This window comes from Leclercia sp. UBA2479, assembly GCF_002341985.1.
Classification (GTDB): Bacteria; Pseudomonadota; Gammaproteobacteria; order Enterobacterales; family Enterobacteriaceae; genus Enterobacter; species Enterobacter pneumoniae.
This window is the reverse complement of record NZ_DDPB01000007.1, coordinates 1-23099: the sequence shown is the minus strand read 5'-3', so window position 1 is coordinate 23099 and position 23099 is coordinate 1. Positions and strand designations below refer to the sequence as shown.

Below are 23099 nucleotides of genomic sequence, written 5' to 3'. Positions count from 1 at the left end.
CCTTACGCGCTCAGCAGCTCTTTCATATCTTCTTCAACGGTGGTCACGGAACGCAGACCAAATTTCTCGTTCAGCACGGCCAGCAGGTCAGGCGTCAGGAAGCCTGGCGCGGTCGGGCCGGTGACGATGTTGGTCACGCCCAGTGAGAGCAGGGTCAGCAGGATAACGATCGCTTTTTGCTCGAACCAGGAGAGCACCAGCGACAGCGGCAGGTCGTTCACGCCGCAGCCCAGTTTCTCTGCGAGGGTAACGGCCAGAATGATGGCTGAGTAGGCATCGTTACACTGACCGGCATCGACCAGACGCGGCAGGCCTTCGATGTTGCCGAAGTCCAGCTTGTTGAAACGGTATTTCCCGCACGCCAGCGTCAGGATCAGGCAATCATCCGGTACGCTGGTGGCGAAATCGGTGAAGTAGTTTCGCTCGCCGCGCGCGCCGTCGCAGCCGCCAATCAGGAAGATGTGACGCAGTTTTTCACGGCTCACCAGGTCGATGAGGGAATCCGCCGCACCGAGCAGGGTTTCGCGGCCAAAGCCCACGGTGATCAGATGTTCGATTTCGCTGTAAGGGAAGCCAGCCATCTGCTGCGCCTGGGCGATAACCGGGCCGAAATCGTCGCCTTCGAGGTGGCTCACGCCCGGCCAGCCGACGATGCTGCGGGTCCAGATGCGGTCATCATACGCGCCCACGGTAGGGTCGATGATGCAGTTAGAGGTCATCACGATGGGGCCAGGGAAGCGGGCAAATTCTACCTGCTGGTTCTGCCAGCCGCTGCCGTAGTTCCCGACCAGGTGTTTGAATTTACGCAGCTCCGGGTAGCCGTGTGCAGGCAGCATTTCACCGTGGGTATAGACGTTAACGCCGGTGCCTTCGGTTTGCTTCAGCAGGTTGTAGAGGTCTTTCAGGTCATGCCCGGAGATGAGGATACATTTGCCTTCGGTCGCCTTCACGTTGACCTGGGTTGGCGTTGGGTGGCCGTAGGTGCTGGTTTCACCGGCATCCAGAATGCTCATCACCCTGAAGTTCATCTGGCCGATTTCCATTGAGCACTCCAGCAGCGCGTTCATGTCGGAAGGCCAGGTGCCGAGCCATGCCATGATTTTGTGGTACTGGGCATAGATGTCGTTGTCGTACTGGCCGAGAACGTGCGCGTGTTCCATATAGGCCGCCGCACCTTTCAGGCCGTACAGGCAGAGCAGGCGCAGGCCGAGAATGTTCTCGCCAATCGCCGCTTTGTCTTTGTTCGGGGTAAATTCCGCCGCCTGACGCTGCAGGTCGCCCAGGTCGTCGCTGACAAGCTGCAGTTCGTCCATTGGGTTATCCACGCGCGCGCTGGCGTCGGCGTTCAGGCACTGAGCCTTCAGCGCTTCACGCAGGGCAATGGCTTCGCGGGCATAGCCGACGATGCGAGGAGAATCAAAGTTAACGTTGGTCAGCGTGGAGAAAAAGGCGCGTGGCGCGAAGCTGTCGACGTAGTGGTCGATAATACCGTATTCGCGGGCTTTGAATGCCCATGCGGAAAGCCCTTGCAGGGAAGCGATCAGCAGATCCTGCAGGTCTGACGTCTCGGCGGTTTTACCGCACATGCCCTGCGCGTAAGAGCAGCCATTGCCTGCCGGGGTACGGATGGTTTGTTCACATTGCACACAAAACATAATCACACCTGTTAAAGTTATATTTGATATACATGTTTAAGATTATGCTGGTGCCAGATCAGAGAAAAGCGCTTTCTGATACAAAATGGAGGGAGATTGATTTAGCGCAATTTTGGCGGCAGAGACCTACCGCCAGAGGGGTATCAGGCCGAGAAGAAGGCCATCAGAATGGGCACCAGCAGGCTTAGAACAAAGCCGTGAACAATGGCCGCCGGCACCAGCTCCAGGCCTCCAGAGCGTTGCAGGACGGGCAGGGTAAAGTCCATCGACGTGGCGCCGCACAGCCCCAGCGCCGTGGAGCGGCTGCGTCGTACCAGACCCGGAATCAACATAATGGCAATCAGCTCGCGGGCCAGATCGTTAAAGAAGGCGGCGCTGCCGATGACCGGGCCAAAAGATTCGGTCAACAGAATGCCGGAGAGGGAGTACCAGCCGAAGCCGGACGCCATCGCCAGTGCGGTGTTGAGCGGCAGGTCGAGGATAAAGGCATTAATGACTCCCGCCAGTAACGAGCTGCCGACCACCACGACCGCCACGATCATGCCGCGACGGTTAAGGACAATCTGTTTCAGGGTCATGCCGCTATTTCTCAGCTGAATACCGACCAGGAACAGCAGGAAGATAAGGGTATATTCACTGGCTTCGGTCGCGTGATGTAATACCGTCCATCCGGTGAGCCCAAGCAGAAAGCCGAGCACCACCACTCCGCATAATTTTAATGACTCCAGCGCCATCGCTATACGCGAGGGTAATTTTTCCTGCTGATGATGGTTTTTCCACGGAATAGTGCGCTCCAGCCATAACAGGGCGGCAATATTGCACAGCAAAATAACCACAACGGTGATGGAGGAGTAATAGAGTATCGCCAGTAAATTGGTCGCCAGGTTATCCAGAAAGGCGAGGCTGATGCCCATAAAAAAAAGAATGACGTAAACTATCCAGCTCAACAGGCGATTAATTAGCTTTAATGCAGCTGCGTGTCGGAGGGGGATAAAGTAGCCTGCTATCAGTGGTAGCAGAATGATTAATAATCCTGAAAACATGAACAACACAATCCTTATTGAGTAGCTGAATAGCGCCGATGACACTACCGAAATAGAGCTGCTCAGTAAAGGTGCAAATGGAAAACCGGGTAGCGCAGAGCCACCCGGTATTATTTTTAATCGCGTTTTTCCAGCAGTGTACGGTACAGCACGCCACCCAGGATACCGCCCACGATCGGCATCACCCAGAACAGCCACAGCTGCTCTAACGCCCAGCCACCCTGGAAGATCGCCACCGCGGTGCTGCGCGCCGGGTTAACGGAGGTGTTAGTCACCGGAATGCTGATCAGGTGAATAAGCGTCAGTGCCAGACCGATGGCAATCGGCGCGAAACCGGCCGGTGCGTGTTTGTCGGTAGCGCCATGAATGACCAACAGGAAGCCGGCGGTAAGCACGATTTCAATCACGATGGCTGACAGCATCGAGAAGCCGCCCGGTGAATGTTCGCCAAAACCGTTCGAGGCAAAACCGCTGGCCGCCGCATCAAAGCCTGCCTTACCGCTGGCAATCACATACAGAATAGCGGCGGCAATAATCCCGCCTACCACCTGGGCCACCACGTAACCAATAATGTCTTTCGCCGGGAAACGTCCGCCCGCCCACAGGCCCAGCGTCACGGCCGGATTGAAATGGCCGCCGGAAATATGCCCCACGGCGTAGGCCATGGTTAATACCGTCAAGCCGAAAGCCAGCGCAACGCCAGCGAAACCAATCCCTAATTCCGGAAATGCGGCTGCCAGAACAGCACTGCCGCAGCCACCCAATACCAGCCAGAATGTACCAAAACATTCCGCCGCTAATTTTCTGAACATAACCACCTCAATGTAAAAACGAGCTTTTTCCATCGCTCACAATTTATCGTCATAAAATATGACGATGTTTAACGGCGTTATTTTAAAAATGAACCGCATGGTTCACCAGTGAAATAAAACCCACAAATTTGATTCAGGGCAATGCGAGGTTATTCCTTTTTTAATTTTCGGGAGATAACGGGCGACGAATATTAATATCCGGCCTCTTTAAATTTCAAATGAAAGTGCCTTGTCATATTCTTATTTTTATATTTACTGGCATAACTCTCCTGACAATCTTCGACTGTCGGGCCGGAGTTCCTGGCGCTATACTGCTGATAACTTAAAGGAAAGAGTGTCATTGTCCCGGAGGACCTATGCTGCTTGAACGGGTGGAAATCGTAGGGTTTCGCGGCATTAATCGCCTGTCGCTGATGCTGGAACAAAATAACGTCCTGATCGGGGAAAATGCCTGGGGTAAATCTAGCCTGCTGGACGCGCTCACGCTGCTGTTATCATCGGATGCCGAACTCTATCATTTCGTTCGCGATGACTTCTGGTTCCCACCGGGCGATATTCAGGGGCGGGAACACCATCTGCACATTGTTTTGACCTTCCGGGAAACCGATCCTGGCCGCCACAGGGTACGTCGCTACCAGCCTCTTGCCGGGTGCTGGGTGCCTTGTCAGGATGGTTATCAGCGTATCTTCTACCGTCTGGAGGGCGAACTCGCGGACGATGAGAGCGTACTGACCCTGCGCAGTTTTATCGATGCGGAGGGTAATCCCCTGGAGAGGGACAATATCGACGAGCTAGCGCGTCATCTTATCCGTCTGGTGCCGGTGCTGCGCTTACGGGATGCCCGCTTTATGCGCCGCATCCGCACGGGGTCGGTGCCTGCTATGCCGGAGGTGGAAGTTACCGCCCGTGAGCTGGATTACCTGGCGCGCGAGCTGGTGGCGCGTCCGCAAAATCTTAGCGATGGCCAGATCCGTCAGGGCCTCTCTGCTATGGTGCAGTTGCTTGAACACTACTTCTCCGAGCAGGGCTCCTCGCCCGTGCGCAACCGGTTGATGCGCCGGCGGTCCCACGATGAGCAACGAAGCTGGCGTTATCTCGATATCATCAACCGGATGATCGACAAACCCGGCGGACGATCGCACCGGGTGATTCTGCTGGGACTCTTCTCTACCTTGCTGCAGGCAAAAGGGTCCGTGCGACTGGATCGGGATGCCCGACCGCTGTTGTTGGTTGAAGATCCGGAAACGCGCTTGCACCCCATCATGCTATCAGTGGCCTGGCATCTGCTGAATTTGCTGCCGTTACAGCGCATCACCACCACCAACTCGGGTGAGCTATTGTCACTTACGCCGGTGGAGCAGGTCTGTCGGCTGGTGCGTGAGTCAGGTCGCGTCTCGGCATTTCGCCTTGGACCGGGTGGAATGAATGCTGAAGAGAGTCGCCGCATCGCTTTTCATATCCGTTTTAACCGTGCCTCTTCGCTCTTTGCCCGCTGCTGGCTGCTGGTAGAGGGCGAAACCGAAACCTGGGTCATCAACGAGCTGGCCCGTCAGTGCGGGCACCATTTTGATGCTGAGGGTATTAAGGTCATTGAGTTCGCCCAGTCCGGCCTCAAGCCGCTGATTAAATTCGCCCGCCGGATGGGCATTGAGTGGCACGTCCTGGTGGATGGTGACGAGGCGGGGAGAAAATATGCCGCTACTGTCCGTGGGTTACTCAATCACGATCGAGATGAGGAACGCGATCATCTGACCGAACTGCCCGCGATGGATATGGAACATTTCATGTACCGACAGGGTTTTGCCGATGTCTTCCACCGGGTGGCGATGATCCCCGCCGATGTCCCCATGAACATGCGGCGGGTTATTACTAAGGCGATTCACCGCTCATCCAAACCTGACCTGGCCATTGAGGTCGCGATGGAAGCAGGGCGCCGTGGGGTCGATTCGGTTCCCACGTTACTGCGAAAAATGTTCTCCCGTGTGCTCTGGCTGGCGCGCGGCCGGGCGGATTAACGAAACAGACCGCTCATTTGCGCCGGCACCGCATCCAGTAATTGATATCGGCGGCGATACTCAGCCCGTTTTTTACTGGCGATGTCAGCCTCGCTTTTACGGGGGATGACGCAGGGAATGTGATAATAGCCGCTGGCATCACACTCGCCGGCCACAGAGGCCCAGAAGGCGCTGTAGTCGGCGTGAATTTTATCTTTCTTATCGCGGTAGCGCAGGCTGCGATAAATATGGGTTTCGTTGCTGACTGCCAGGATCTGGTTGACGTTAAACGCCTGGGCAAACTGACAGACGGCTTCCATCACCAGACGTTTCGGGAAGAGACCATGACAGGCCTTGGTCGCCTTCTGAATCTCTTCGTGTGGCAATTCGCGTTTGCCCCCCTGTAATCCGCCGATGAACAGCGTGGGTTGATTCTGGTATTCACAGAGCGTAAAGGTCATCTCTGCCAGCGTCTCTCCGCTGCTGTTACGCATTAAAATCGTGCTGTCGCCCTCTTTATCCAGCGAGATCATCATCGTGAACTCCAGGGTGTAAGTGTCGCCATCTTTGCCCTGCAGCTGCGCCAGTACCAGGCCGTTGCCGCGCAGATAGTTGCGCAGCTCTTCAGGGGGGAGGGTGGCGTAGAGGCGGCTGTAGTGATAACGAACGGCGTCCAGCTTCTGCTTACGGGTTAAGTTGGCCGCCAGATAGGGGCGATGCAGGCGCACGGGCAGGCGGGGCTGGCGGATCAACAGCTGATTGAGCTCCGGCAACTGGGCCAGAACGTTCATCCACTCCAGACTTAAACGTGGCATCATTAACGAGCGCAGCAGAAATTTACGGCGGAAGCTGCGCTGGTGCCAGAATTTACCCGGCCGCCATTTTCCGCTGAGCAGGTCAAAAAACAGTCCCAGGCGAGTGAGGGGGCGAGAAGGCGTGAGCGCGTTATCAGTAAGCTGCGACATAGTGAAACCATCCATTATTATTGATGGGGTGATTTCATCATTTGTTAACTTAACGAATTATCAATAACTCTGGTACTCTCATCACTATTCAAACCTTGTTTAACCCCAGTTGATATTAGCCTTCTCATTTTGATGGAACATTCGAAGGAACCAGGATCGTTATGAAGATCAGAAGTAAGCTCAAAAAGCGGTATATCCTTGCTGCGATTATTATTTTCGTTGCGCTGATTGCTGTCTGGAAGACGCTAAATAAACCCACTCCTCTCTACCAGACGCTTATTGTCCGCCCGGGCGAGCTGCAACAAAGCGTATTAGCTACCGGTAAACTTGATGCACTGCGTAAAGTCGACGTGGGCGCACAGGTGAGCGGGCAGCTGAAAACGCTGTCGGTTGAAATTGGGGATAAAGTGAAAAAAGGGGAACTGCTGGGGGTGATCGATCCTGAGCAGGCTGAGAACCAGATCAAAGAGGTGGAAGCGACCCTGATGGAGCTGCGCGCCCAGCGCGGGCAAGCCGAAGCAGAGCGTAAATTGGCCCAGGTGACGCTGGCGCGCCAGCAGCAGCTGGCCAAAACCCAGGCCATCTCTCGTCAGGATCTGGATACAGCGGCCACAGAACTGGCGGTGAAGCAGGCGCAGATTGGCACCATTGATGCGCAAATCAAACGCAATCAGGCCAGCCTCGACAGCGCCAAAACGAACCTCGAGTATACCCGCATCGTCGCGCCGATGGCCGGTGAGGTGACGCAAATTACTACCCTGCAAGGGCAGACGGTGATTGCCGCTCAGCAGGCTCCAAACATTCTGACCCTCGCAGACATGAGCACCATGCTGGTGAAAGCCCAGGTCTCCGAGGCGGACGTTATCCACCTTAAACCCGGTCAAAAAGCCTGGTTTACCGTACTGGGTGACCCGCAAACCCGCTATGAAGGGGTGCTGAAAGATATCCTGCCAACACCGGAAAAGGTCAACGACGCCATTTTCTACCATGCCCGCTTTGAGGTCCCGAACCCAAAAGGGGTGTTGCGTCTGGAGATGACCGCGCAGGTGCATATCCAGCTCACCGGCGAGAAAAATGTGCTGACCGTACCGCTGGCGGCGCTGGGCGAATCGACCGGAGATAATCGCTATAAAGTCAAAGTGCTGCGTAACGGCGAGACCCGTGAGCGTGAAGTCAGCCTCGGCTCGCGCAATGACACGGACGTGGTGGTTGTGAAAGGGCTGGAAGAGGGGGATGAGGTCGTCGTCAGTGAGACCCTGCCGGGAGCGGGTAAATGACCGCTTTGCTTGAACTGAATGCAATTCGCCGGAGTTACCCTTCGGGGGATGGCGAGGTGGAGGTGCTGAAAGGCATCTCTCTGCAGGTTGAAGCGGGGGAGATGGTCGCCATCGTCGGTGCCTCGGGCTCCGGTAAATCCACCCTGATGAACATTCTCGGCTGTCTGGATAAACCCACCAGCGGCACCTACCGCGTGGCGGGCACCGACGTGTCGACCCTCAGTGGGGATGCCCTGGCCAAACTGCGCCGCGAGCACTTCGGGTTTATCTTTCAGCGTTATCACCTGCTCTCGCATCTGAGCGCCGTACAGAACGTCGAAGTGCCAGCCGTTTACGCGGGCGTAGAGCGCCGCAAACGGCTGGAGCGGGCGCAGGCGCTCTTAACCCGGCTGGGGCTGGGCGAGCGCGTCGATTATCAACCCTCGCAGCTTTCCGGCGGTCAACAGCAGCGCGTCAGTATCGCGCGTGCTCTGATGAACGGCGGGCAGGTGATCCTCGCTGACGAACCCACCGGGGCGCTCGACAGCCACTCTGGCGAAGAGGTGATGGCAATCCTGCACCAACTCCGCGATCAGGGGCATACGGTGATCATTGTCACCCACGATCCCCAGGTTGCCGCCCAGGCAGAGCGCATCGTGGAGATCCGGGATGGCGAACTGGTCAGTAATCCTCCGGCAAAGCAGGGCCAAACACGCAGTCAGCAGGTGGCGCTACCGCCCCCCTCCGGCTGGCGCCAGTTTGCCAGCAGTTTTCGTGAGGCACTGACCATGGCCTGGCTGGCGATGGCGGCCAATAAAATGCGAACCCTGCTGACGATGCTCGGCATCATTATCGGCATCGCTTCGGTGGTCTCGATTGTCGTAGTCGGTGATGCGGCCAAGCAGCTGGTGCTGGCCGACATTCGCGCTATCGGGACCAACACCATTGATGTCTATCCCGGTAAGGATTTTGGCGATGACGAGCCGCAGTTTCAGCAGGCGTTGAAGTATGATGATCTGGCCGCGATCCAGAAGCAGCCGTGGGTCAACTCGGCCACGCCGGCGGTGTCGCAAAACTTACGCCTGCGCTATGGCAATATTGATGTGGCGGCCAGCGCTAACGGGGTGAGCGGCGACTATTTCAACGTTTACGGCATGACCTTTAGCGAGGGGGCGACCTTCAACGCTGAGCAGCTTGCCGGGCGCGCGCAGGTGGTGATTCTGGATGCCAATTCACGTCGTCAGCTCTTCCCGAATAAGGCGAAGGTGGTGGGCGAGGTGATTCTGGTGGGCAACATGCCCGCAACGGTCATCGGCGTCGCTGAAGAGAAGCAGTCAATGTTTGGCAGCAGTAAGATCCTGCGCGTCTGGTTGCCCTATACCACTATCTCCGGGCGAATTATGGGGCAGTCGTGGCTGAACTCCATCACCGTGCGTGTGAAAGAGGGATACGATAGCACCCAGGCCGAGCAGCAGCTTGCACGCCTGTTAATGCTGCGGCATGGCAAGAAAGATTTCTTCACCTGGAACATGGACGGCCTCTTGAAAACGGCGGAAAAGACCACACGTACTCTTCAGCTGTTCCTGACGCTGGTGGCGGTCATTTCACTGGTGGTGGGTGGCATCGGGGTGATGAATATCATGCTGGTGTCGGTCACGGAGCGAACCCGGGAGATTGGCATCCGCATGGCGGTGGGCGCCCGGGCCAGCGATGTGCTTCAGCAGTTTTTAATCGAGGCGGTGCTGGTCTGTCTTGTGGGCGGTGCGCTGGGCATCTCCCTCTCGCTGTTAATTGCGTTTACGTTGCAACTCTTTTTACCGGGCTGGGAAATTGGCTTTTCGCCGATGGCGCTAATGACCGCTTTCTTGTGCTCAACCTTCACCGGCATTTTGTTCGGCTGGTTGCCTGCACGCAATGCGGCAAGGCTGGATCCGGTGGATGCGCTAGCGCGAGAATAAGCGAAATAAAAATGCCAGCCGATCGGGCTGGCATTTTGACTGCATGATGTACACAATGAAGCAGAGAGCTAGGCGGTCGCCTCGACTTCGTAGGGCACAATCACACTTGCGTGATTGCCTTTTGGCCCTTGATGTACATCGAACCGGACCGACTGCCCGGCTTTTAACGTTCTGTAACCATCCATTTGAATGGTGGAATAGTGAGCGAAAATATCTTCGCCGCCGCCTTCAGGGCAGATGAAACCAAACCCTTTGGCGTTGTTGAACCACTTAACAGTACCCGTTTCCATGCTTCGACATCCTTCGTAAGTCTTATTAATTAAGATGGAATGAACCGGTGGCGGAGCGGGGGCTGTTCAAAACCTCGCCAACTCTCGCCAGTCTAATTTAGATAAACCAAACAGATCGTCAAGCGTTTGCCGGCGGGGGAAGGGGAAAAATGAACCAAAATTTGAAGCAGTTAACGCTATTGCCGGGTATTGTGACAGACATCGCGGATGGCAATAATAGATGAGAGTTATCTGACAACTGGGGTAGATTGAAGTTATGTATGATCCTCAGTCAGGGCAGCGTACAACGATGATGATGACTGACAATGGGTAAGACGAACGACTGGCTAGATTTCGACAAGCTGGCGGAAGATGAAGTGCGCGACGCGCTAAAACCGCCATCTATGTATAAAGTTATGTTAATGAACGATGACTACACGCCAATGGAATTTGTTATTGACGTGCTACAAAAGTTCTTTTCTTATGATGTAGAACGTGCAACGCAACTGATGCTTGCCGTTCACTATCACGGCAAAGCCATCTGCGGAGTATTTACCGCAGAAGTCGCAGAGACGAAGGTGGCGATGGTGAACAAGTATGCGAGGGAGAACGAGCATCCGTTGCTGTGTACGCTGGAAAAAGCCTGATTCAGGCATGAAAATTGGGGGAGGTGCCTATGCTCAATCAAGAACTGGAACTCAGTTTAAATATGGCTTTCGCCAGAGCGCGTGAGCACCGACATGAGTTTATGACCGTCGAGCACTTGCTGCTCGCACTGCTTAGCAACCCATCCGCCCGCGAGGCGCTCGAAGCCTGCTCGGTGGACCTGGTGGCGCTACGTCAGGAACTCGAAGCCTTCATCGAACAAACCACACCGGTCCTGCCCGTGAGTGAAGAGGAGCGCGACACGCAGCCGACGCTCAGCTTCCAGCGCGTCTTGCAGCGTGCGGTGTTCCATGTCCAGTCCTCCGGACGTAGCGAAGTGACGGGCGCTAACGTACTGGTCGCTATCTTCAGCGAGCAGGAGTCGCAGGCTGCGTATCTGCTGCGCAAACATGAAGTCAGCCGCCTCGATGTGGTGAACTTTATCTCTCACGGAACGCGTAAAGACGAGCCGAATCAGCCATCGGATCCCAGCAACCAGGTCAATAACGAAGAGCAAGCAGGCGGGGAGGAACGTATGGAAAACTTCACCACCAATCTTAATCAGCTTGCTCGCGTTGGCGGTATCGATCCGCTGATTGGCCGCGATAAAGAGCTGGAGCGCGCTATCCAGGTACTGTGCCGTCGCCGTAAAAATAACCCGCTGCTGGTGGGGGAGTCGGGCGTGGGTAAAACCGCGATTGCCGAAGGGCTCGCCTGGCGTATTGTTCAGGGCGACGTTCCGGAAATCATGGCCGATTGCACCATCTATTCGCTGGATATCGGCTCTCTGCTTGCGGGTACCAAATACCGCGGTGATTTCGAAAAACGCTTTAAAGCCTTGCTGAAACAGCTGGAGCAGGACACCAGCAGTATCCTGTTTATCGATGAGATCCACACTATCATCGGTGCAGGTGCGGCCTCCGGCGGCCAGGTGGATGCAGCCAACCTGATTAAACCGCTGCTCTCCAGCGGTAAAATCCGCGTGATGGGCTCTACCACCTATCAGGAGTTCAGCAACATTTTCGAGAAAGACCGTGCGCTGGCACGTCGTTTCCAGAAAATCGACATTACCGAGCCGTCGGTTGAAGAGACCGTGCAGATCATCAATGGTCTGAAAACGAAATACGAAGCGCACCACGATGTGCGTTATACCGCGAAGGCGGTGCGTGCGGCGGTAGAGCTGGCGGTGAAATACATTAACGATCGTCATCTGCCGGATAAAGCGATTGACGTGATCGACGAAGCGGGCGCTCGCGCTCGCCTGATGCCGGTCAGCAAGCGTAAGAAAACCGTCAACGTGGCAGATATCGAGTCCGTGGTGGCACGTATTGCGCGTATCCCTGAGAAGAGCGTTTCTCAGAGCGACCGTGACACGCTGCGTAACCTGGGCGATCGTCTGAAAATGTTGGTCTTCGGACAGGATAAAGCCATTGAGGCCTTAACCGAAGCCATCAAGATGGCGCGCGCCGGGCTGGGGCATGACCACAAACCTGTCGGTTCCTTCCTCTTCGCCGGCCCAACCGGGGTAGGGAAAACCGAGGTGACGGTACAGCTCTCCAAAGCGCTGGGTATCGAGCTGCTGCGCTTTGATATGTCCGAGTATATGGAGCGTCACACCGTGAGCCGTTTGATCGGTGCGCCTCCGGGCTATGTAGGCTTTGACCAGGGCGGTCTGCTCACTGACGCGGTGATCAAGCATCCGCACGCGGTACTGCTGCTTGATGAGATCGAAAAAGCGCACCCGGACGTGTTCAACATCCTGCTGCAGGTGATGGATAACGGGACGCTGACAGATAACAACGGGCGCAAGGCGGACTTCCGTAACGTGGTGCTGGTGATGACCACCAACGCCGGGGTACGCGAAACTGAGCGTAAGTCTATCGGCCTGATCCACCAGGATAACAGCACCGATGCGATGGAAGAGATCAAGAAGATCTTTACGCCGGAGTTCCGTAACCGCCTGGACAACATTATCTGGTTCGATCACCTCTCTACCGATGTGATCCATCAGGTGGTGGATAAGTTCATCGTCGAGCTGCAGGTTCAGCTGGATCAGAAAGGCGTGTCGCTGGAAGTGAGTCAGGAGGCCCGCAACTGGCTGGCCGAGAAAGGCTATGACCGTGCGATGGGTGCCCGTCCGATGGCGCGTGTAATTCAGGATAACCTGAAGAAACCGCTGGCCAACGAACTGCTGTTTGGTTCGCTGGTGGATGGCGGTCAGGTGACCGTGGCGTTGGATCAGGCGAAAAATGAGCTGACGTACGATTTCCAAAGTGCGCAGAAGCATAAGCCGGAAGCGGCACACTAACGTCACTGAAAAGTAACAAGCCGGGTTAACAACCCGGCTTTTTTTTGCCCTCAACCGCTCAAGGCTGGAATTTTGCGAGGCGCTTTCCAGAATAATGAACAGAATATGGCTGGATATAATTACAGTGGTAAAGTGTTTTTATACCGGTATAAGTGGCGTCCTGAGAGTGCGGATAGACATGCGTTAAGGAGGATGAATGGAAAGTAACACCCCTTTGGTTTATCCCTACAGCGAGCTAGCGCGTTATCCGGATCTGGCGACCCTTACGGAACGATGCACTTTGCTGACCGAAATTCTGCTCGACAGCTCGTCGCTGCCACAAATTCAGCCGGTTTGCCGTTGTCTGGGGGCTTATCTTGCAAGGGTAAAAGAGACGCTGGAAGGCGCAATGCGCGATTATCAGACTGTAGCGTTCGATGAAGAGTCGGTGCAGTATCTGCCAGAGGGGTGGCGACTGAAAGAGACCGAGGGCCGGTGTGATTACTGCCGGGCACTAAACCATGTGCTACTGGTTTCCCATTTCGACCGCGATATGCTGCCGTATCTGACCCGCTTGCTGCACGATATGACGCTGTCTATGCGTGATGGCCTCGCGCTGCGCGAGCACTGCCTTGTGTTCAAGGTTACTCACTAACAAAACAGTATGACTGTTCTCCTCACCATGCCTCTCGATCTCATCGTTTGGGATCCCGATGCCGGGAAGTGAATAGCGGTTGAGAAGCCTCTTTTTTGACCCTCTCCCCCGCATCAGCGATGCCAGCGCGAGGGTAGTGGAAACCTCTATTACGGGACCCCTTTTAAGGTTCCTCTGAGGAAAGGGAGAGGCGCAGGCAATAAAAAAGGCCGGGAATAATCCCGGCCTTTTTCAATATTCATCTGCCTTAGCAGGCAATAACAATTAGCGACTACGGAAGACAATGCGACCTTTGCTCAGGTCGTACGGGGTCAACTCAACAGTCACTTTGTCGCCCGTCAGAATGCGGATGTAGTTTTTGCGCATTTTACCGGAGATGTGTGCAGTCACCACGTGACCGTTTTCCAGTTCTACGCGAAACATGGTGTTAGGCAACGTATCAAGTACGGTACCCTGCATTTCAATATTGTCTTCTTTGGCCATCTAATCCTCTGGGGTATCACTACCAAGTTTTGAACCGGCAAGATAATGCCGAAATTCATCAATTAAGTAAAGAATTGTGCGGTTAAAACGCAACAAAGCAGCTTCGGCGCATTGCCCGACGTGACGGTACGACCGTACGAAAAGCGCATACGTAAAGGGGAGAAGACAGGATAAACGCCAGGACGTTATCTGATGCAAGCTATTCCCAAACGGCGGCGGGGCAACAGGCAGAACCTACTCTGCGGCACCAATTATAGCACCATGATAAAAAAATATGCGCAAAACATTTATCCCCGAGGCATAAATAACGTAGTGGGCACCCAAAAGTTTTGCGGTAATTTTTGCGGACGCATTGTTTCAAGATGCTGTAAATATTCGCGGCGGGTAATCTCCACGGCGCCCAATGACGCGGTGTGGTCATTCAGCACCTGGCAATCCAGCAGCTGACCGCCGTTTTGCACGAAATGATCGCAAAATACCAGCAGGGCCGTTTTTGACGCATTCACCGCGCGACTGAACATCGACTCGCCACAGAACAGGGACCCCTGAGCGACGCCGTACATCCCCCCGACCAGCGAATCTCCCTGCCATACCTCGATAGAGTGGGCATAACCCAGCTCATGCAGACGATGATAGGCATCAATCACTTCACGGGTGATCCAGGTCCCTTCATGCCGATCGTTAGCACAGCCCTCGATCACCTTGCCAAACGCGTGATTAAGCGTGACGCGATAGGGGGAGCGGCTATGGAAGCGCTTCATGCTGCGGCTGAGATGAAACTCCGTGGGCCAGAGTACCGCCCGGGGATCGGGTGACCACCACAATATAGGATCGCCTGGAGAGAACCAGGGAAAGATCCCCCGCTGGTAAGCCATTAAAAGACGCGACGGGCCTAAATCGCCGCCGAGAGCCAACAGGCCGTTAGGTTCACGCAATGCTCCCTCCGGAGAAGGGAACGCAAGAGAGTGGCGAGAAAGCTGGACCAGGCGCATGACAGCAAAACTCCAGTACGCGAGTAAGGATCGGTTCAAATATAAACCCAAATACTTCGCGTTGCAGGAGAGCGGCATAGGCGCAATTCTCCGGTGACTCGCTCAGCAAGTCACTGGAGTGAGCGACGAATCTGCCGGGAGCAGATTTGAACGCTGCTCGCAGCGCCACCGCAAAACCAGACCCAGCGATGGATCTAGTCACAAAGCCAACGTACCTGCAGCTCGAAGTATGACGGGTGTAGACTACAGACGTTGTTTAAACTGGTAGTAGCGACCCTGTTTCGCCAACAGCTCTGCGTGACTACCTTGCTCAATTATATGTCCGTTGTCCATCACAATTATTTGATCCAGTGCAGCCAGTCCACGCAGGCGATGGGTCACCATCACCAGGGTTTTTCCGCGCATCTCTTTGGCCAGCAAATCGAGAATTTGGCTCTCTGTCGTCGCGTCCAGCCCTTCGGTAGGTTCATCCAGTAGCATAAGCGGTGCGTCATGTAGCAACGCGCGGGCAATCGCCAGACGACGCAGTTCGCCGCCGGAAAGTTGACGCCCCCCTTCACCGAGCCAGCTGTTCAGCCCTTCATCTTCCAGCAGCTTATGCAGGCCCACTTTTTCCAGCATGACACAGAGTCTTTCATCGCTGGCGGCAGGGGCCGCAAGCAGCAGGTTATCGCGCAGCGTGGCGCTAAATAGATGAACACGCTGGGGCACAACGCTCACGGCGTTACGCAGCGCAGCTTCGCTGAACTGGGGCAGGGGGGTGTCATTAAAGCGAATAACCCCCTCTTGCGGATCCCAGGCGCGAGTGAGCAACTGCAGCAACGTCGATTTTCCGCAGCCGGTTCGCCCCAGCACCGCAACGTGTGCACCCGCGGGAATGTTCAGATTCAGACTATCCAGCGCTTTTTGCGCTTTATCGTCGTAGCTAAAACTGACATTTTCGAGCGTGAGCGATAGCCGGGCAGGACACTCACAGGATGTTTCGCTAAAGCGCACTTCCGGCGTCTGCCCAGTGATTTCGGTGATGCGCAGCGCAGAGGCGATAACCTGGCCCAGATGCTGGAACGCACCCGTGACCGGGGCCAGCGCTTCAAAAGCGGCCAGCGCACAGAAGACAAAGAGCGCAATCAGTGCGCCGGGCTGAGTGTTATCACCCACGCCGCCTGCGGCCAGCCACAGCATCGCAACCACGGCAACGCCACCAATCAACAGCATCAGCGCTTGTGAAAGGGCCGTCAGTTCGGACTGCTTGCGCTGGGCTTCGTGCCAGTTAAGTTCGGTATTCTCCATCTGATGACGATAACGCTGGCTGGCGCCAAATACGGTCAATTCTGCCTGCCCCTGCAGCCATGCTGTCAGTTGCTGGCGATACTCGCCACGCAGATGGGTCAGATTTTGCCCGGTTGTTTTCCCGGCACGATAAAACAGCGGGGGCAGTAAAAACAGCGTCAGCAGCATGATCCCGCCCAGCACCAGCGCAAGATGTACATCAAGCAGGCTCAGCCCCAGCGTCACGACCACAATCACGACAAACGCGCCCACTAATGGCGAAATCACCCGAAGATAGAGGTGATCGAGCGTGTCCACATCCGCCACCACGCGATTAAGCAATTCGCCCTGGCGATAACGCGCCAGCCCGGCGGGGGAGAGGGGAAGGAGTTTGCTGAAGGTATCGACGCGCAGGTGTTGCAACACGCGGAAGGTGGCATCGTGGCTCACCAGACGTTCGAAATAGCGGCCGGCGGTACGGGTGATGGCGGTGCCGCGGACCCCGGCAGCGGGCAGCATATAGTTAAAGCTGTAAAGCCCCGCAAAGCCAGCCACGGCGGACGCTGAGAGGAACCAGCCGGAAAGGGTAAGCAGGCCAATACTGGCTAACAGGGTAAGAATCGCCAGAGCGACGCCCAGGGTTAGCATCCATTTATGACGCTTATAAAGCGCAAGATAAGGCAATAACGCGCGCATCAAATATCCTCCTGACGATTGGCCAGCAGGGCGGCAAAGGGCCCCTGCGCCGTAGCGAGCGTGGCGTAATCTCCCTGCTCGACAAGACGGCCATTTTCCATCACCCAGATCTGGTCCCATCCGGCAATGCCTTCCAGCTGGTGCGTCACCATTAATGTGGTTTGCTGCAACGAGGCCGTATCCAGCGCGGACATCACCCGCTGTTCGCTGTGCGCATCCAGGCTGGCGCCCGGTTCATCAAGCAGTAAAAGCTGACAGGGGTTGAGCAGGGCGCGGGCGACAGCGATACGTTGCGCCTGGCCTACCGAGAGCCCGGCAGACTGGTCACCCACCCGGGTATCCACCCCGTTGGGTAACAGCGGCAAGAATTCGCTGACCCAGGCGCGATCGAGCACCGATTTCAGCTCCTCTTCGCTGGCATCCGGGCGCGCCAGAAGGACATTTTCGCGCAGCGTGGCGGCAGGCAGCTGCGGGTTTTGCCCAACCCAACTCAGATGGGCACGCCACTCGTCGGGATCCAGTGCCGAAAGTTCGGTCTGGTTAACGCGCAGTGATCCGCTGTAGGCCATAAAACCGGAGAGCGCATTTAACAGCGAGCTCTTGCCAGAACCACTGGTACCCAAAAGCACTACGCGTTGACCCGCGTGCAGGGTGAAATTCAGCGGTCCTGCCAGCACTTTACCTTCAGGTGATAATACGCAGAAATCCTCAGCCTGAATGGCTACCGGCTGTGTTGTATTTAGCGTGACATCGCCGCGCTGCGGATGCGCAAGCGGCGTCTCCAGGAAGGTTTTCAGGCTGTCGGCGGCACCCACGGCCTGCGCTTTGGCGTGATAGAAGGTTCCCAGATCGCGAAGCGGCTGGAAAAATTCTGGTGCCAGAATCAGGGCCAGGAAACCTGCAGAGAGCGTAACGGCCGTGCCGTAGTGACCAAAATCAAGGGCGCCGAGATAAGAGAAGCCAAAATAGACCGCTACCAGCGCAATGGAGAGGGAGGTAAAGAACTCCAGTACGCCGGAAGAGAGGAAGGCGAGACGTAAAACTTCCATGGTGCGCTGACGGAAATCCTGTGAGGCCAGGCGAATATTTTCGATTTCCGCATCGCCCCGGCCGAACACACGCAGCGTCTCCATACCGCGCAGACGATCGAGGAAATGCCCGCTCAGACGGCCCAGCGCCAGAAAATTACGGCGGTTTGCATCGGCCGCACCCATGCCTACCATCGCCATAAATAGCGGAATAAGCGGGGCAGTACAGAGCAGAATCAGGGCCGCGACCCAGTTATAGGGGAAGATCGCGATAACAATGAGCAGCGGTACGCAGGCGGCGAGCGCCATCTGTGGAAGATAGCGAGCATAGTAGTCGTGCATATCGTCAATTTGCTCAAGGATGAGGGTCGCCCAGCTCCCGGCCGGCTTGCCCTGAATCCAGGCGGGGCCCGCCTGCTGGAGTCTGTCCAGCACCTGGCGGCGAATCTCATAGCGTATATGCTGCCCCGCATGAAAACCCACCCGCTCACGCAGCCAGACGACCCACGCACGCAGAATAAAGACCAGCATCAGCACGACAAAGGGCAATAACAGCGCCTCGCGCGGTATGTTCTCCATTATCATCATGCTAAGAATGCGGGCCAGCAGCCAGGCCTGACCGACAATCAACAGGCCGCTGATAAAACCCAGAAGTCGGGAAATATTCAGCCAGCGGCGGGAAATAACGCTTTGCTGTTTCAGCCAGCGAGTTAACTCTTGTTGACGGGTTTTTTCCATTGCGTGCTTTGCAGGTGAAGTTATCAGAAATTAGGCACGGCAATGTTACACGCCAGGAAAAATAAAGGCGACCTATGGCCGCCTTTATTTACGTTTGTTACTGACTTGTAAAGATTATTTGCTCTGTTCAGCCAGCCCATCAAGGTAACGTTCTGCATCCAGCGCAGCCATACAGCCGGTGCCCGCAGAAGTGATTGCCTGACGATAAATGTGGTCCATCACGTCACCTGCGGCGAACACGCCCGGGATGCTGGTCTGGGTCGCATTACCGTGAATACCGGACTGCACTTTGATGTAGCCGTTTTCCAGCTCAAGCTGTCCTTCGAAGATGCCGGTGTTTGGGCTGTGGCCGATGGCAACAAACAGGCCCGCCACTTCCAGCGACTCTACGTTATCGGTGTTCTGAGTATCGCGGATACGCAGGCCAGCAACGCCCATCTGGTCGCCGGTCACCTCTTCCAGCGTGCGGTTAGTGTGCAGCACGATATTGCCGCTGGCCACTTTATCCATCAGACGCTTGATCAGGATTTTTTCCGCGCGGAAGGTTTCACGACGGTGAATCAGATGCACTTCCGAAGCAATATTTGCCAGATAAAGCGCCTCTTCCACGGCAGTATTGCCGCCGCCGATGACCGCCACTTTTTGATTGCGGTAGAAGAATCCGTCGCAGGTGGCGCAGGCGGATACGCCGCGTCCTTTGAAAGCCTCTTCTGAAGGCAGGCCCAGATAGCGAGCAGAAGCCCCCGTAGCGATGATCAGCGCATCACAAGTGTAAACACCACTATCACCGGTCAGCGTGAACGGACGGTTTTGCAGATCGACCTTGTTGATGTGATCGAACAGAATTTCGGTTTCGAACTTGGTCGCGTGCTCGTGCATACGTTCCATCAGCAGCGGCCCGGTCAGGTCATTCGGATCGCCTGGCCAGTTTTCCACTTCGGTTGTGGTGGTCAACTGACCGCCTTTTTCCATGCCCGTGATCAGTACCGGTTGCAGGTTAGCGCGTGCAGCATAGACCGCTGCGGTGTATCCCGCAGGTCCAGAACCAAGGATTAGCAGCTTACTGTGTTTGGCCGTGCCCATGAGATCCCCATTGTTGTTGGCAGACATTTCCCGCGATTGTAGGGAATTTGTCGCTTTAAAAAAAGGGCACAGCGATTTTGTTAACGATATGTGCAATAGCAACCAGCAATCAATCGTCCCCGCGATCAACCTTTTGTGCGAACAACGCATGAACAATCGGTCGAAAGTAAGGCGATAAAATGAGGATTAATGCCCGGTCGTAATGAATATCCGGCATGTTGTACTAAAAATCGATGTTTTGCTTTGACAATCCCCTGCGCTTTTGCGAAAACATTCAAGGAAGAAAAAAATGCGGTCTTTGTGTAGCGCATAGTCATGCACATAATCGCCATTTTTATCCGGTCAGCGAAATCTACGCATGGTGTGGACAGACGCCATACGTGATGTTGATGACAGCCCACGGGCAACGGTCTTCTTACCACATAACCCCAATTGCTATCGCGCAAACTACAAAACAGGCGATGCGATTAACGACGGGTATAGACTCTGAACAGTGAAGTGCACAGGGTCCTGGCAGGAGTTAGGGAAGGAATACAGAGAGACAATAATAATGGTAGATAGCAAGAAGCGCCCTGGCAAAGATCTCGACCGTATCGATCGTAACATTCTTAATGAATTGCAAAAGGATGGGCGTATTTCCAACGTCGAGCTTTCAAAACGTGTGGGACTTTCCCCGACGCCGTGCCTCGAGCGTGTGCGCCGACTGGAAAGACAGGGTTTCATTCAGGGCTATACGGCTCTGCTTAACCCGCATTATCTGGATGCCTCACTTCTGGTATTTGTTGAGATTACTCTGAATCGTGGCGCGCCGGATGTGTTTGAACAGTTCAACGCTGCTGTGCAAAAACTGGAAGAAATTCAAGAGTGTCACCTGGTTTCCGGTGATTTCGACTACTTGTTGAAAACCCGTGTACCTGACATGTCTGCTTACCGTAAGCTGCTGGGTGAAACCCTGCTGCGACTGCCTGGCGTGAACGACACCCGTACTTACGTGGTGATGGAAGAAGTCAAGCAGAGCAATCGTCTGGTTATCAAGACGCGCTAACACGGAACAGGTGCAAAATCAGCGTACTTTGGTTACACTCCTGTTAATCCATACAGCAACAGTGTCGGTTTACCGGCACTGTTGTCCGTTTTAGCAAACAGGCAGGAAATGCCTGGTACCTGGAGAGCCTTTCTTGAGCCAGGAATATACTGAAGACAAAGAAGTCAATTTATCTAAGCTAAGCAGTGGGCGCCGACTCCTTGAAGCGTTACTGATTGTTACTGCCCTTTTTGCCATCTGGCTAATGGCAGCCTTACTCAGCTTCAACCCTTCCGATCCCAGCTGGTCACAAACCGCGTGGCATGAGCCTATTCATAATCTGGGCGGTATACCCGGTGCCTGGCTTGCGGATACCCTGTTCTTCATTTTTGGCGTAATGGCCTACACCATCCCGGTGATTATCATCGGTGGATGCTGGTTCGCCTGGCGTCATCGTCAGAACGATGAGTACATCGACTATTTTGCGGTCTCGCTGCGCCTGATTGGGGCACTGGCGCTGATCCTCACCTCCTGTGGGCTGGCGGCGATTAACGCCGACGATATCTGGTATTTTGCCTCTGGCGGGGTGATCGGCAGTCTGCTAAGCACCGCGCTGCAGCCGATGCTGCACAGCAGCGGCGGTACGCTGGCGTTGCTCTGTATCTGGGCCGCAGGCCTGACGCTGTTTACAGGCTGGTCATGGGTGAGCATTGCCGAGAAGATTGGCAGCCTGATTCTGAACATTCTCACCTTCGCCAGTAATCGTACGCGTCGTGACGATACGTGGGTCGATGAAGATGAGTACGAAGACGATTATGAAGAGGCCGAAGAGCACGCCGAGCAGCGTGAATCGCGTCGCGCACGCATCATGCGTGGGGCATTGGCCCGTCGTAAACGTGTCGCCGAGAAATTCAGCAACCCGTTAGCCCGCAAGACCGACGCGGCGCTCTTCTCCGGTAAACGGATGGATGACGACGAGCAGGTTGCATACAGCGCGGGCGGCGCAGCCGTTGACCCTGACGATGTGCTCTTTTCAGGCCATCGTGCGACGCCGGGCGATTACGATGAATACGATCCACTGCTCAATGGCCATTCCGTCACTGAACCTGTAGCGGCCGCCGCGGTTGCGACCACTGCAGCGCAAGCCTGGGCCGCGCCAGTGGAGGCGGTTACACCTTCTGCGCCCGTACCGGCACCCGAATCAGCAGTGCAGCAGCCGCTGGTTGACTGGCAAACTGCCCCTGGCGTTCATACCCCTGAGCCGACAATTGCCCCTGAGCCGCAGAGCTATGTGCCGGTTCAACAGGAGCCGTGGCAGCAACCTTATCAGCCAGAGCCGGTTTACGAGCCGCAACCTTATCAAGACTATGAACAACCCGTTGCTCAGCCGTATCAAGAGCCGGTCGCGCCGCAGCAACCGTTAGCGACTGAACAACCGTACGTTGCGCCGCAACCCGAGCCTGAAGTGGAAGAGACCAGGCCGGCTCGTCCGCCTATGTACTATTTCGAAGAGGTCGAAGAGCGCCGTGCTCGCGAACGTGAACAGCTTGCAGCCTGGTATCAACCGGTGCCGGAGCCGAATTCTGCACCAGTCTCTTCGCAACCCGTTTCTGCAACGGCGATGCCAGAGGTTGATCCGACGGCCTCCGTTTCTCCGGCGGCAGCCGGCGTGAAGCAGGCTACTGTTTCAGCAACCGCAGCCGCAGCGGCCGCTGCACCTGTCTTTAGCCTCGCCACAGGCGGATCCGGTGCGCCGCGCGCCCAGGTGAAAGAGGGCATTGGCCCGCAACTGCCTCGCCCGAACCGCGTCCGCGTCCCAACCCGGCGTGAGCTGGCTTCCGCCTCTTTCGGGATTAAGATCCCCTCTCAACAGCGTCAGCCAGAAGAAAAAAGGGTGGATGCGGAATACGATGAGGCTGATGAGTTGCATCAGGATGAGCTGGCTCGCCAGTTTGCTGCGCAACAACAGCAGCGCTATGGTGAAGAGTACCAGACTGAGGTGCAGCCTTACGCGTCTCAGAACGAAGAAGATGACGCTGCCGAAGCAGAACTGGCTCGCCAGTTTGCTGCCTCTCAAGAGCAGCGCTATTCAGGCGAGCAGCCGTCAGGCGCGAATCCCTTCTCGTTGTCGGACTTTGAATTTTCACCAATGAAAGATCTGGTGAATGACACCCCGAGCGAGCCGCTGTTTACGCCGAGCGTTATGCCGGAGGCGGAACCGCCTCGTCAACAGTATGCGCCAGCGCC

At 55.6% G+C, this 23099-nt stretch carries 18 protein-coding genes; 8 read left to right on the top strand and 10 right to left on the bottom strand.

What is annotated here, in order from left to right; all coding sequences use genetic code 11:
* Window positions 1-2: 2 nt before the first annotated feature.
* The 3 genes from hcp to aqpZ all read right to left on the bottom strand — a co-directional run bounded on the left by hcp (window position 3) and on the right by aqpZ (window position 3510).
* Window positions 3-1655, bottom strand: a complete 1653-nt coding sequence (gene hcp, locus B3B59_RS07810; protein WP_286808594.1) for a hydroxylamine reductase — start codon at window positions 1653-1655, stop codon at window positions 3-5.
* Between the two features lie 143 nt (window positions 1656-1798).
* Window positions 1799-2698 (bottom strand): lysine exporter LysO family protein, encoded by a 900-nt coding sequence (locus B3B59_RS07805; protein ID WP_286808592.1) that lies wholly within the window; start codon window positions 2696-2698, stop codon window positions 1799-1801.
* Between the two features lie 116 nt (window positions 2699-2814).
* Window positions 2815-3510 carry an aquaporin Z gene (gene aqpZ, locus B3B59_RS07800; protein ID WP_040078538.1) on the bottom strand — a complete coding sequence of 232 codons (696 nt, stop codon included), beginning with the start codon at window positions 3508-3510 and terminating at the stop codon, window positions 2815-2817.
* 356 nt (window positions 3511-3866) lie between these two features.
* Between aqpZ and B3B59_RS07795 the strand changes: the two genes are divergently transcribed.
* The gene (locus B3B59_RS07795; protein WP_286808590.1) at window positions 3867-5525 is read left to right on the top strand and encodes an ATP-dependent endonuclease; all 1659 of its coding nucleotides are present in this window, start codon (window positions 3867-3869) and stop codon (window positions 5523-5525) included.
* Here B3B59_RS07795 and B3B59_RS07790 read toward each other — a convergent pair.
* Entirely contained in the window at window positions 5522-6469 is a 948-nt protein-coding gene (locus B3B59_RS07790) for a VirK/YbjX family protein (RefSeq protein ID WP_286808588.1), read from the bottom strand. The genes B3B59_RS07795 and B3B59_RS07790 overlap by 4 nt on opposite strands.
* Before the next feature lie 161 nt (window positions 6470-6630).
* On the opposite strand from B3B59_RS07790, the gene macA reads away from it, so the two are divergent.
* Both macA and macB read left to right on the top strand, forming a co-directional pair.
* Entirely contained in the window at window positions 6631-7746 is a 1116-nt protein-coding gene (macA, locus tag B3B59_RS07785; RefSeq protein WP_040076355.1) for a macrolide transporter subunit MacA, read from the top strand.
* A complete protein-coding gene (gene macB / locus B3B59_RS07780; protein ID WP_207293353.1) occupies window positions 7743-9683 on the top strand; it encodes a macrolide ABC transporter ATP-binding protein/permease MacB in 1941 nt (646 codons plus the stop codon). Before macA ends, macB begins: the two co-directional genes overlap by 4 nt.
* 68 nt (window positions 9684-9751) lie before the next feature.
* Here macB and cspD read toward each other — a convergent pair whose 3' ends face one another.
* The gene (gene cspD, locus B3B59_RS07775) at window positions 9752-9973 is read right to left on the bottom strand and encodes a cold shock-like protein CspD (RefSeq protein ID WP_040076353.1); all 222 of its coding nucleotides are present in this window, start codon (window positions 9971-9973) and stop codon (window positions 9752-9754) included.
* A gap of 305 nt (window positions 9974-10278) precedes the next feature.
* Between cspD and clpS the strand changes: the two genes are divergently transcribed.
* The 3 genes from clpS (at window position 10279) to B3B59_RS07760 (ending at window position 13539) form a co-directional block, all read left to right on the top strand.
* The gene (gene clpS, locus B3B59_RS07770) at window positions 10279-10599 is read left to right on the top strand and encodes an ATP-dependent Clp protease adapter ClpS (protein WP_046886849.1); all 321 of its coding nucleotides are present in this window, start codon (window positions 10279-10281) and stop codon (window positions 10597-10599) included.
* 29 nt (window positions 10600-10628) lie between these two features.
* Window positions 10629-12905: an ATP-dependent Clp protease ATP-binding subunit ClpA gene (gene clpA, locus B3B59_RS07765; RefSeq protein WP_040076351.1), complete on the top strand. Its 2277-nt coding sequence runs from the start codon at window positions 10629-10631 to the stop codon at window positions 12903-12905.
* Window positions 12906-13101: 196 nt separating this feature from the next.
* A complete protein-coding gene (locus tag B3B59_RS07760; protein ID WP_286808586.1) occupies window positions 13102-13539 on the top strand; it encodes a hypothetical protein in 438 nt (145 codons plus the stop codon).
* 264 nt (window positions 13540-13803) lie between these two features.
* On the opposite strand, the gene infA is transcribed toward B3B59_RS07760, so the two are convergent.
* The 5 genes from infA to trxB form a co-directional block, all read right to left on the bottom strand.
* Window positions 13804-14022 carry a translation initiation factor IF-1 gene (infA, locus tag B3B59_RS07755; RefSeq protein ID WP_002211347.1) on the bottom strand — a complete coding sequence of 73 codons (219 nt, stop codon included), beginning with the start codon at window positions 14020-14022 and terminating at the stop codon, window positions 13804-13806.
* A 287-nt stretch (window positions 14023-14309) separates the two neighbouring features.
* Window positions 14310-15014: a leucyl/phenylalanyl-tRNA--protein transferase gene (gene aat, locus B3B59_RS07750; RefSeq protein ID WP_286777780.1), complete on the bottom strand. Its 705-nt coding sequence runs from the start codon at window positions 15012-15014 to the stop codon at window positions 14310-14312.
* A gap of 243 nt (window positions 15015-15257) precedes the next feature.
* Entirely contained in the window at window positions 15258-16979 is a 1722-nt protein-coding gene (gene cydC, locus B3B59_RS07745) for a heme ABC transporter ATP-binding protein/permease CydC (RefSeq protein ID WP_212477492.1), read from the bottom strand.
* On the bottom strand, window positions 16979-18745 hold the full coding sequence (gene cydD, locus B3B59_RS07740; protein ID WP_286808584.1) for a heme ABC transporter permease/ATP-binding protein CydD: 1767 nt from the start codon (window positions 18743-18745) through the stop codon (window positions 16979-16981). Before cydD ends, cydC begins: the two co-directional genes overlap by 1 nt.
* 114 nt (window positions 18746-18859) lie before the next feature.
* Window positions 18860-19828 (bottom strand): thioredoxin-disulfide reductase, encoded by a 969-nt coding sequence (gene trxB / locus B3B59_RS07735; RefSeq protein ID WP_072039526.1) that lies wholly within the window; start codon window positions 19826-19828, stop codon window positions 18860-18862.
* Window positions 19829-20378: 550 nt separating this feature from the next.
* On the opposite strand from trxB, the gene lrp reads away from it, so the two are divergent.
* Both lrp and B3B59_RS07725 read left to right on the top strand, forming a co-directional pair.
* On the top strand, window positions 20379-20873 hold the full coding sequence (lrp, locus tag B3B59_RS07730; RefSeq protein ID WP_000228469.1) for a leucine-responsive transcriptional regulator Lrp: 495 nt from the start codon (window positions 20379-20381) through the stop codon (window positions 20871-20873).
* Between the two features lie 133 nt (window positions 20874-21006).
* On the top strand, window positions 21007-23099 hold a 2093-nt coding region (locus B3B59_RS07725; protein WP_286808583.1), incomplete at its 3' end, for a DNA translocase FtsK 4TM domain-containing protein.

Excerpts from the sequence above, each read along its gene's own strand:
- aqpZ (WP_040078538.1), bottom strand. The coding sequence starts at position 3,510 with ATGTTCAGAAAATTAGCGGCGGAATGTTTTGGTACATTCTGGCTGGTA.
- B3B59_RS07760 (WP_286808586.1), top strand. The coding sequence starts at position 13,102 with ATGGAAAGTAACACCCCTTTGGTTTATCCCTACAGCGAGCTAGCGCGT.
- clpA (WP_040076351.1), top strand. The coding sequence starts at position 10,629 with ATGCTCAATCAAGAACTGGAACTCAGTTTAAATATGGCTTTCGCCAGA.
- macB (WP_207293353.1), top strand. The coding sequence starts at position 7,743 with ATGACCGCTTTGCTTGAACTGAATGCAATTCGCCGGAGTTACCCTTCG.
- cspD (WP_040076353.1), bottom strand. The coding sequence starts at position 9,973 with ATGGAAACGGGTACTGTTAAGTGGTTCAACAACGCCAAAGGGTTTGGT.
- aat (WP_286777780.1), bottom strand. The coding sequence starts at position 15,014 with ATGCGCCTGGTCCAGCTTTCTCGCCACTCTCTTGCGTTCCCTTCTCCG.
- hcp (WP_286808594.1), bottom strand. The coding sequence starts at position 1,655 with ATGTTTTGTGTGCAATGTGAACAAACCATCCGTACCCCGGCAGGCAAT.
- B3B59_RS07795 (WP_286808590.1), top strand. The coding sequence starts at position 3,867 with ATGCTGCTTGAACGGGTGGAAATCGTAGGGTTTCGCGGCATTAATCGC.
- cydD (WP_286808584.1), bottom strand. The coding sequence starts at position 18,745 with ATGGAAAAAACCCGTCAACAAGAGTTAACTCGCTGGCTGAAACAGCAA.
- trxB (WP_072039526.1), bottom strand. The coding sequence starts at position 19,828 with ATGGGCACGGCCAAACACAGTAAGCTGCTAATCCTTGGTTCTGGACCT.
- infA (WP_002211347.1), bottom strand. The coding sequence starts at position 14,022 with ATGGCCAAAGAAGACAATATTGAAATGCAGGGTACCGTACTTGATACG.
- cydC (WP_212477492.1), bottom strand. The coding sequence starts at position 16,979 with ATGCGCGCGTTATTGCCTTATCTTGCGCTTTATAAGCGTCATAAATGG.
- B3B59_RS07805 (WP_286808592.1), bottom strand. The coding sequence starts at position 2,698 with ATGTTTTCAGGATTATTAATCATTCTGCTACCACTGATAGCAGGCTAC.
- clpS (WP_046886849.1), top strand. The coding sequence starts at position 10,279 with ATGGGTAAGACGAACGACTGGCTAGATTTCGACAAGCTGGCGGAAGAT.
- macA (WP_040076355.1), top strand. The coding sequence starts at position 6,631 with ATGAAGATCAGAAGTAAGCTCAAAAAGCGGTATATCCTTGCTGCGATT.
- B3B59_RS07790 (WP_286808588.1), bottom strand. The coding sequence starts at position 6,469 with ATGTCGCAGCTTACTGATAACGCGCTCACGCCTTCTCGCCCCCTCACT.
- lrp (WP_000228469.1), top strand. The coding sequence starts at position 20,379 with ATGGTAGATAGCAAGAAGCGCCCTGGCAAAGATCTCGACCGTATCGAT.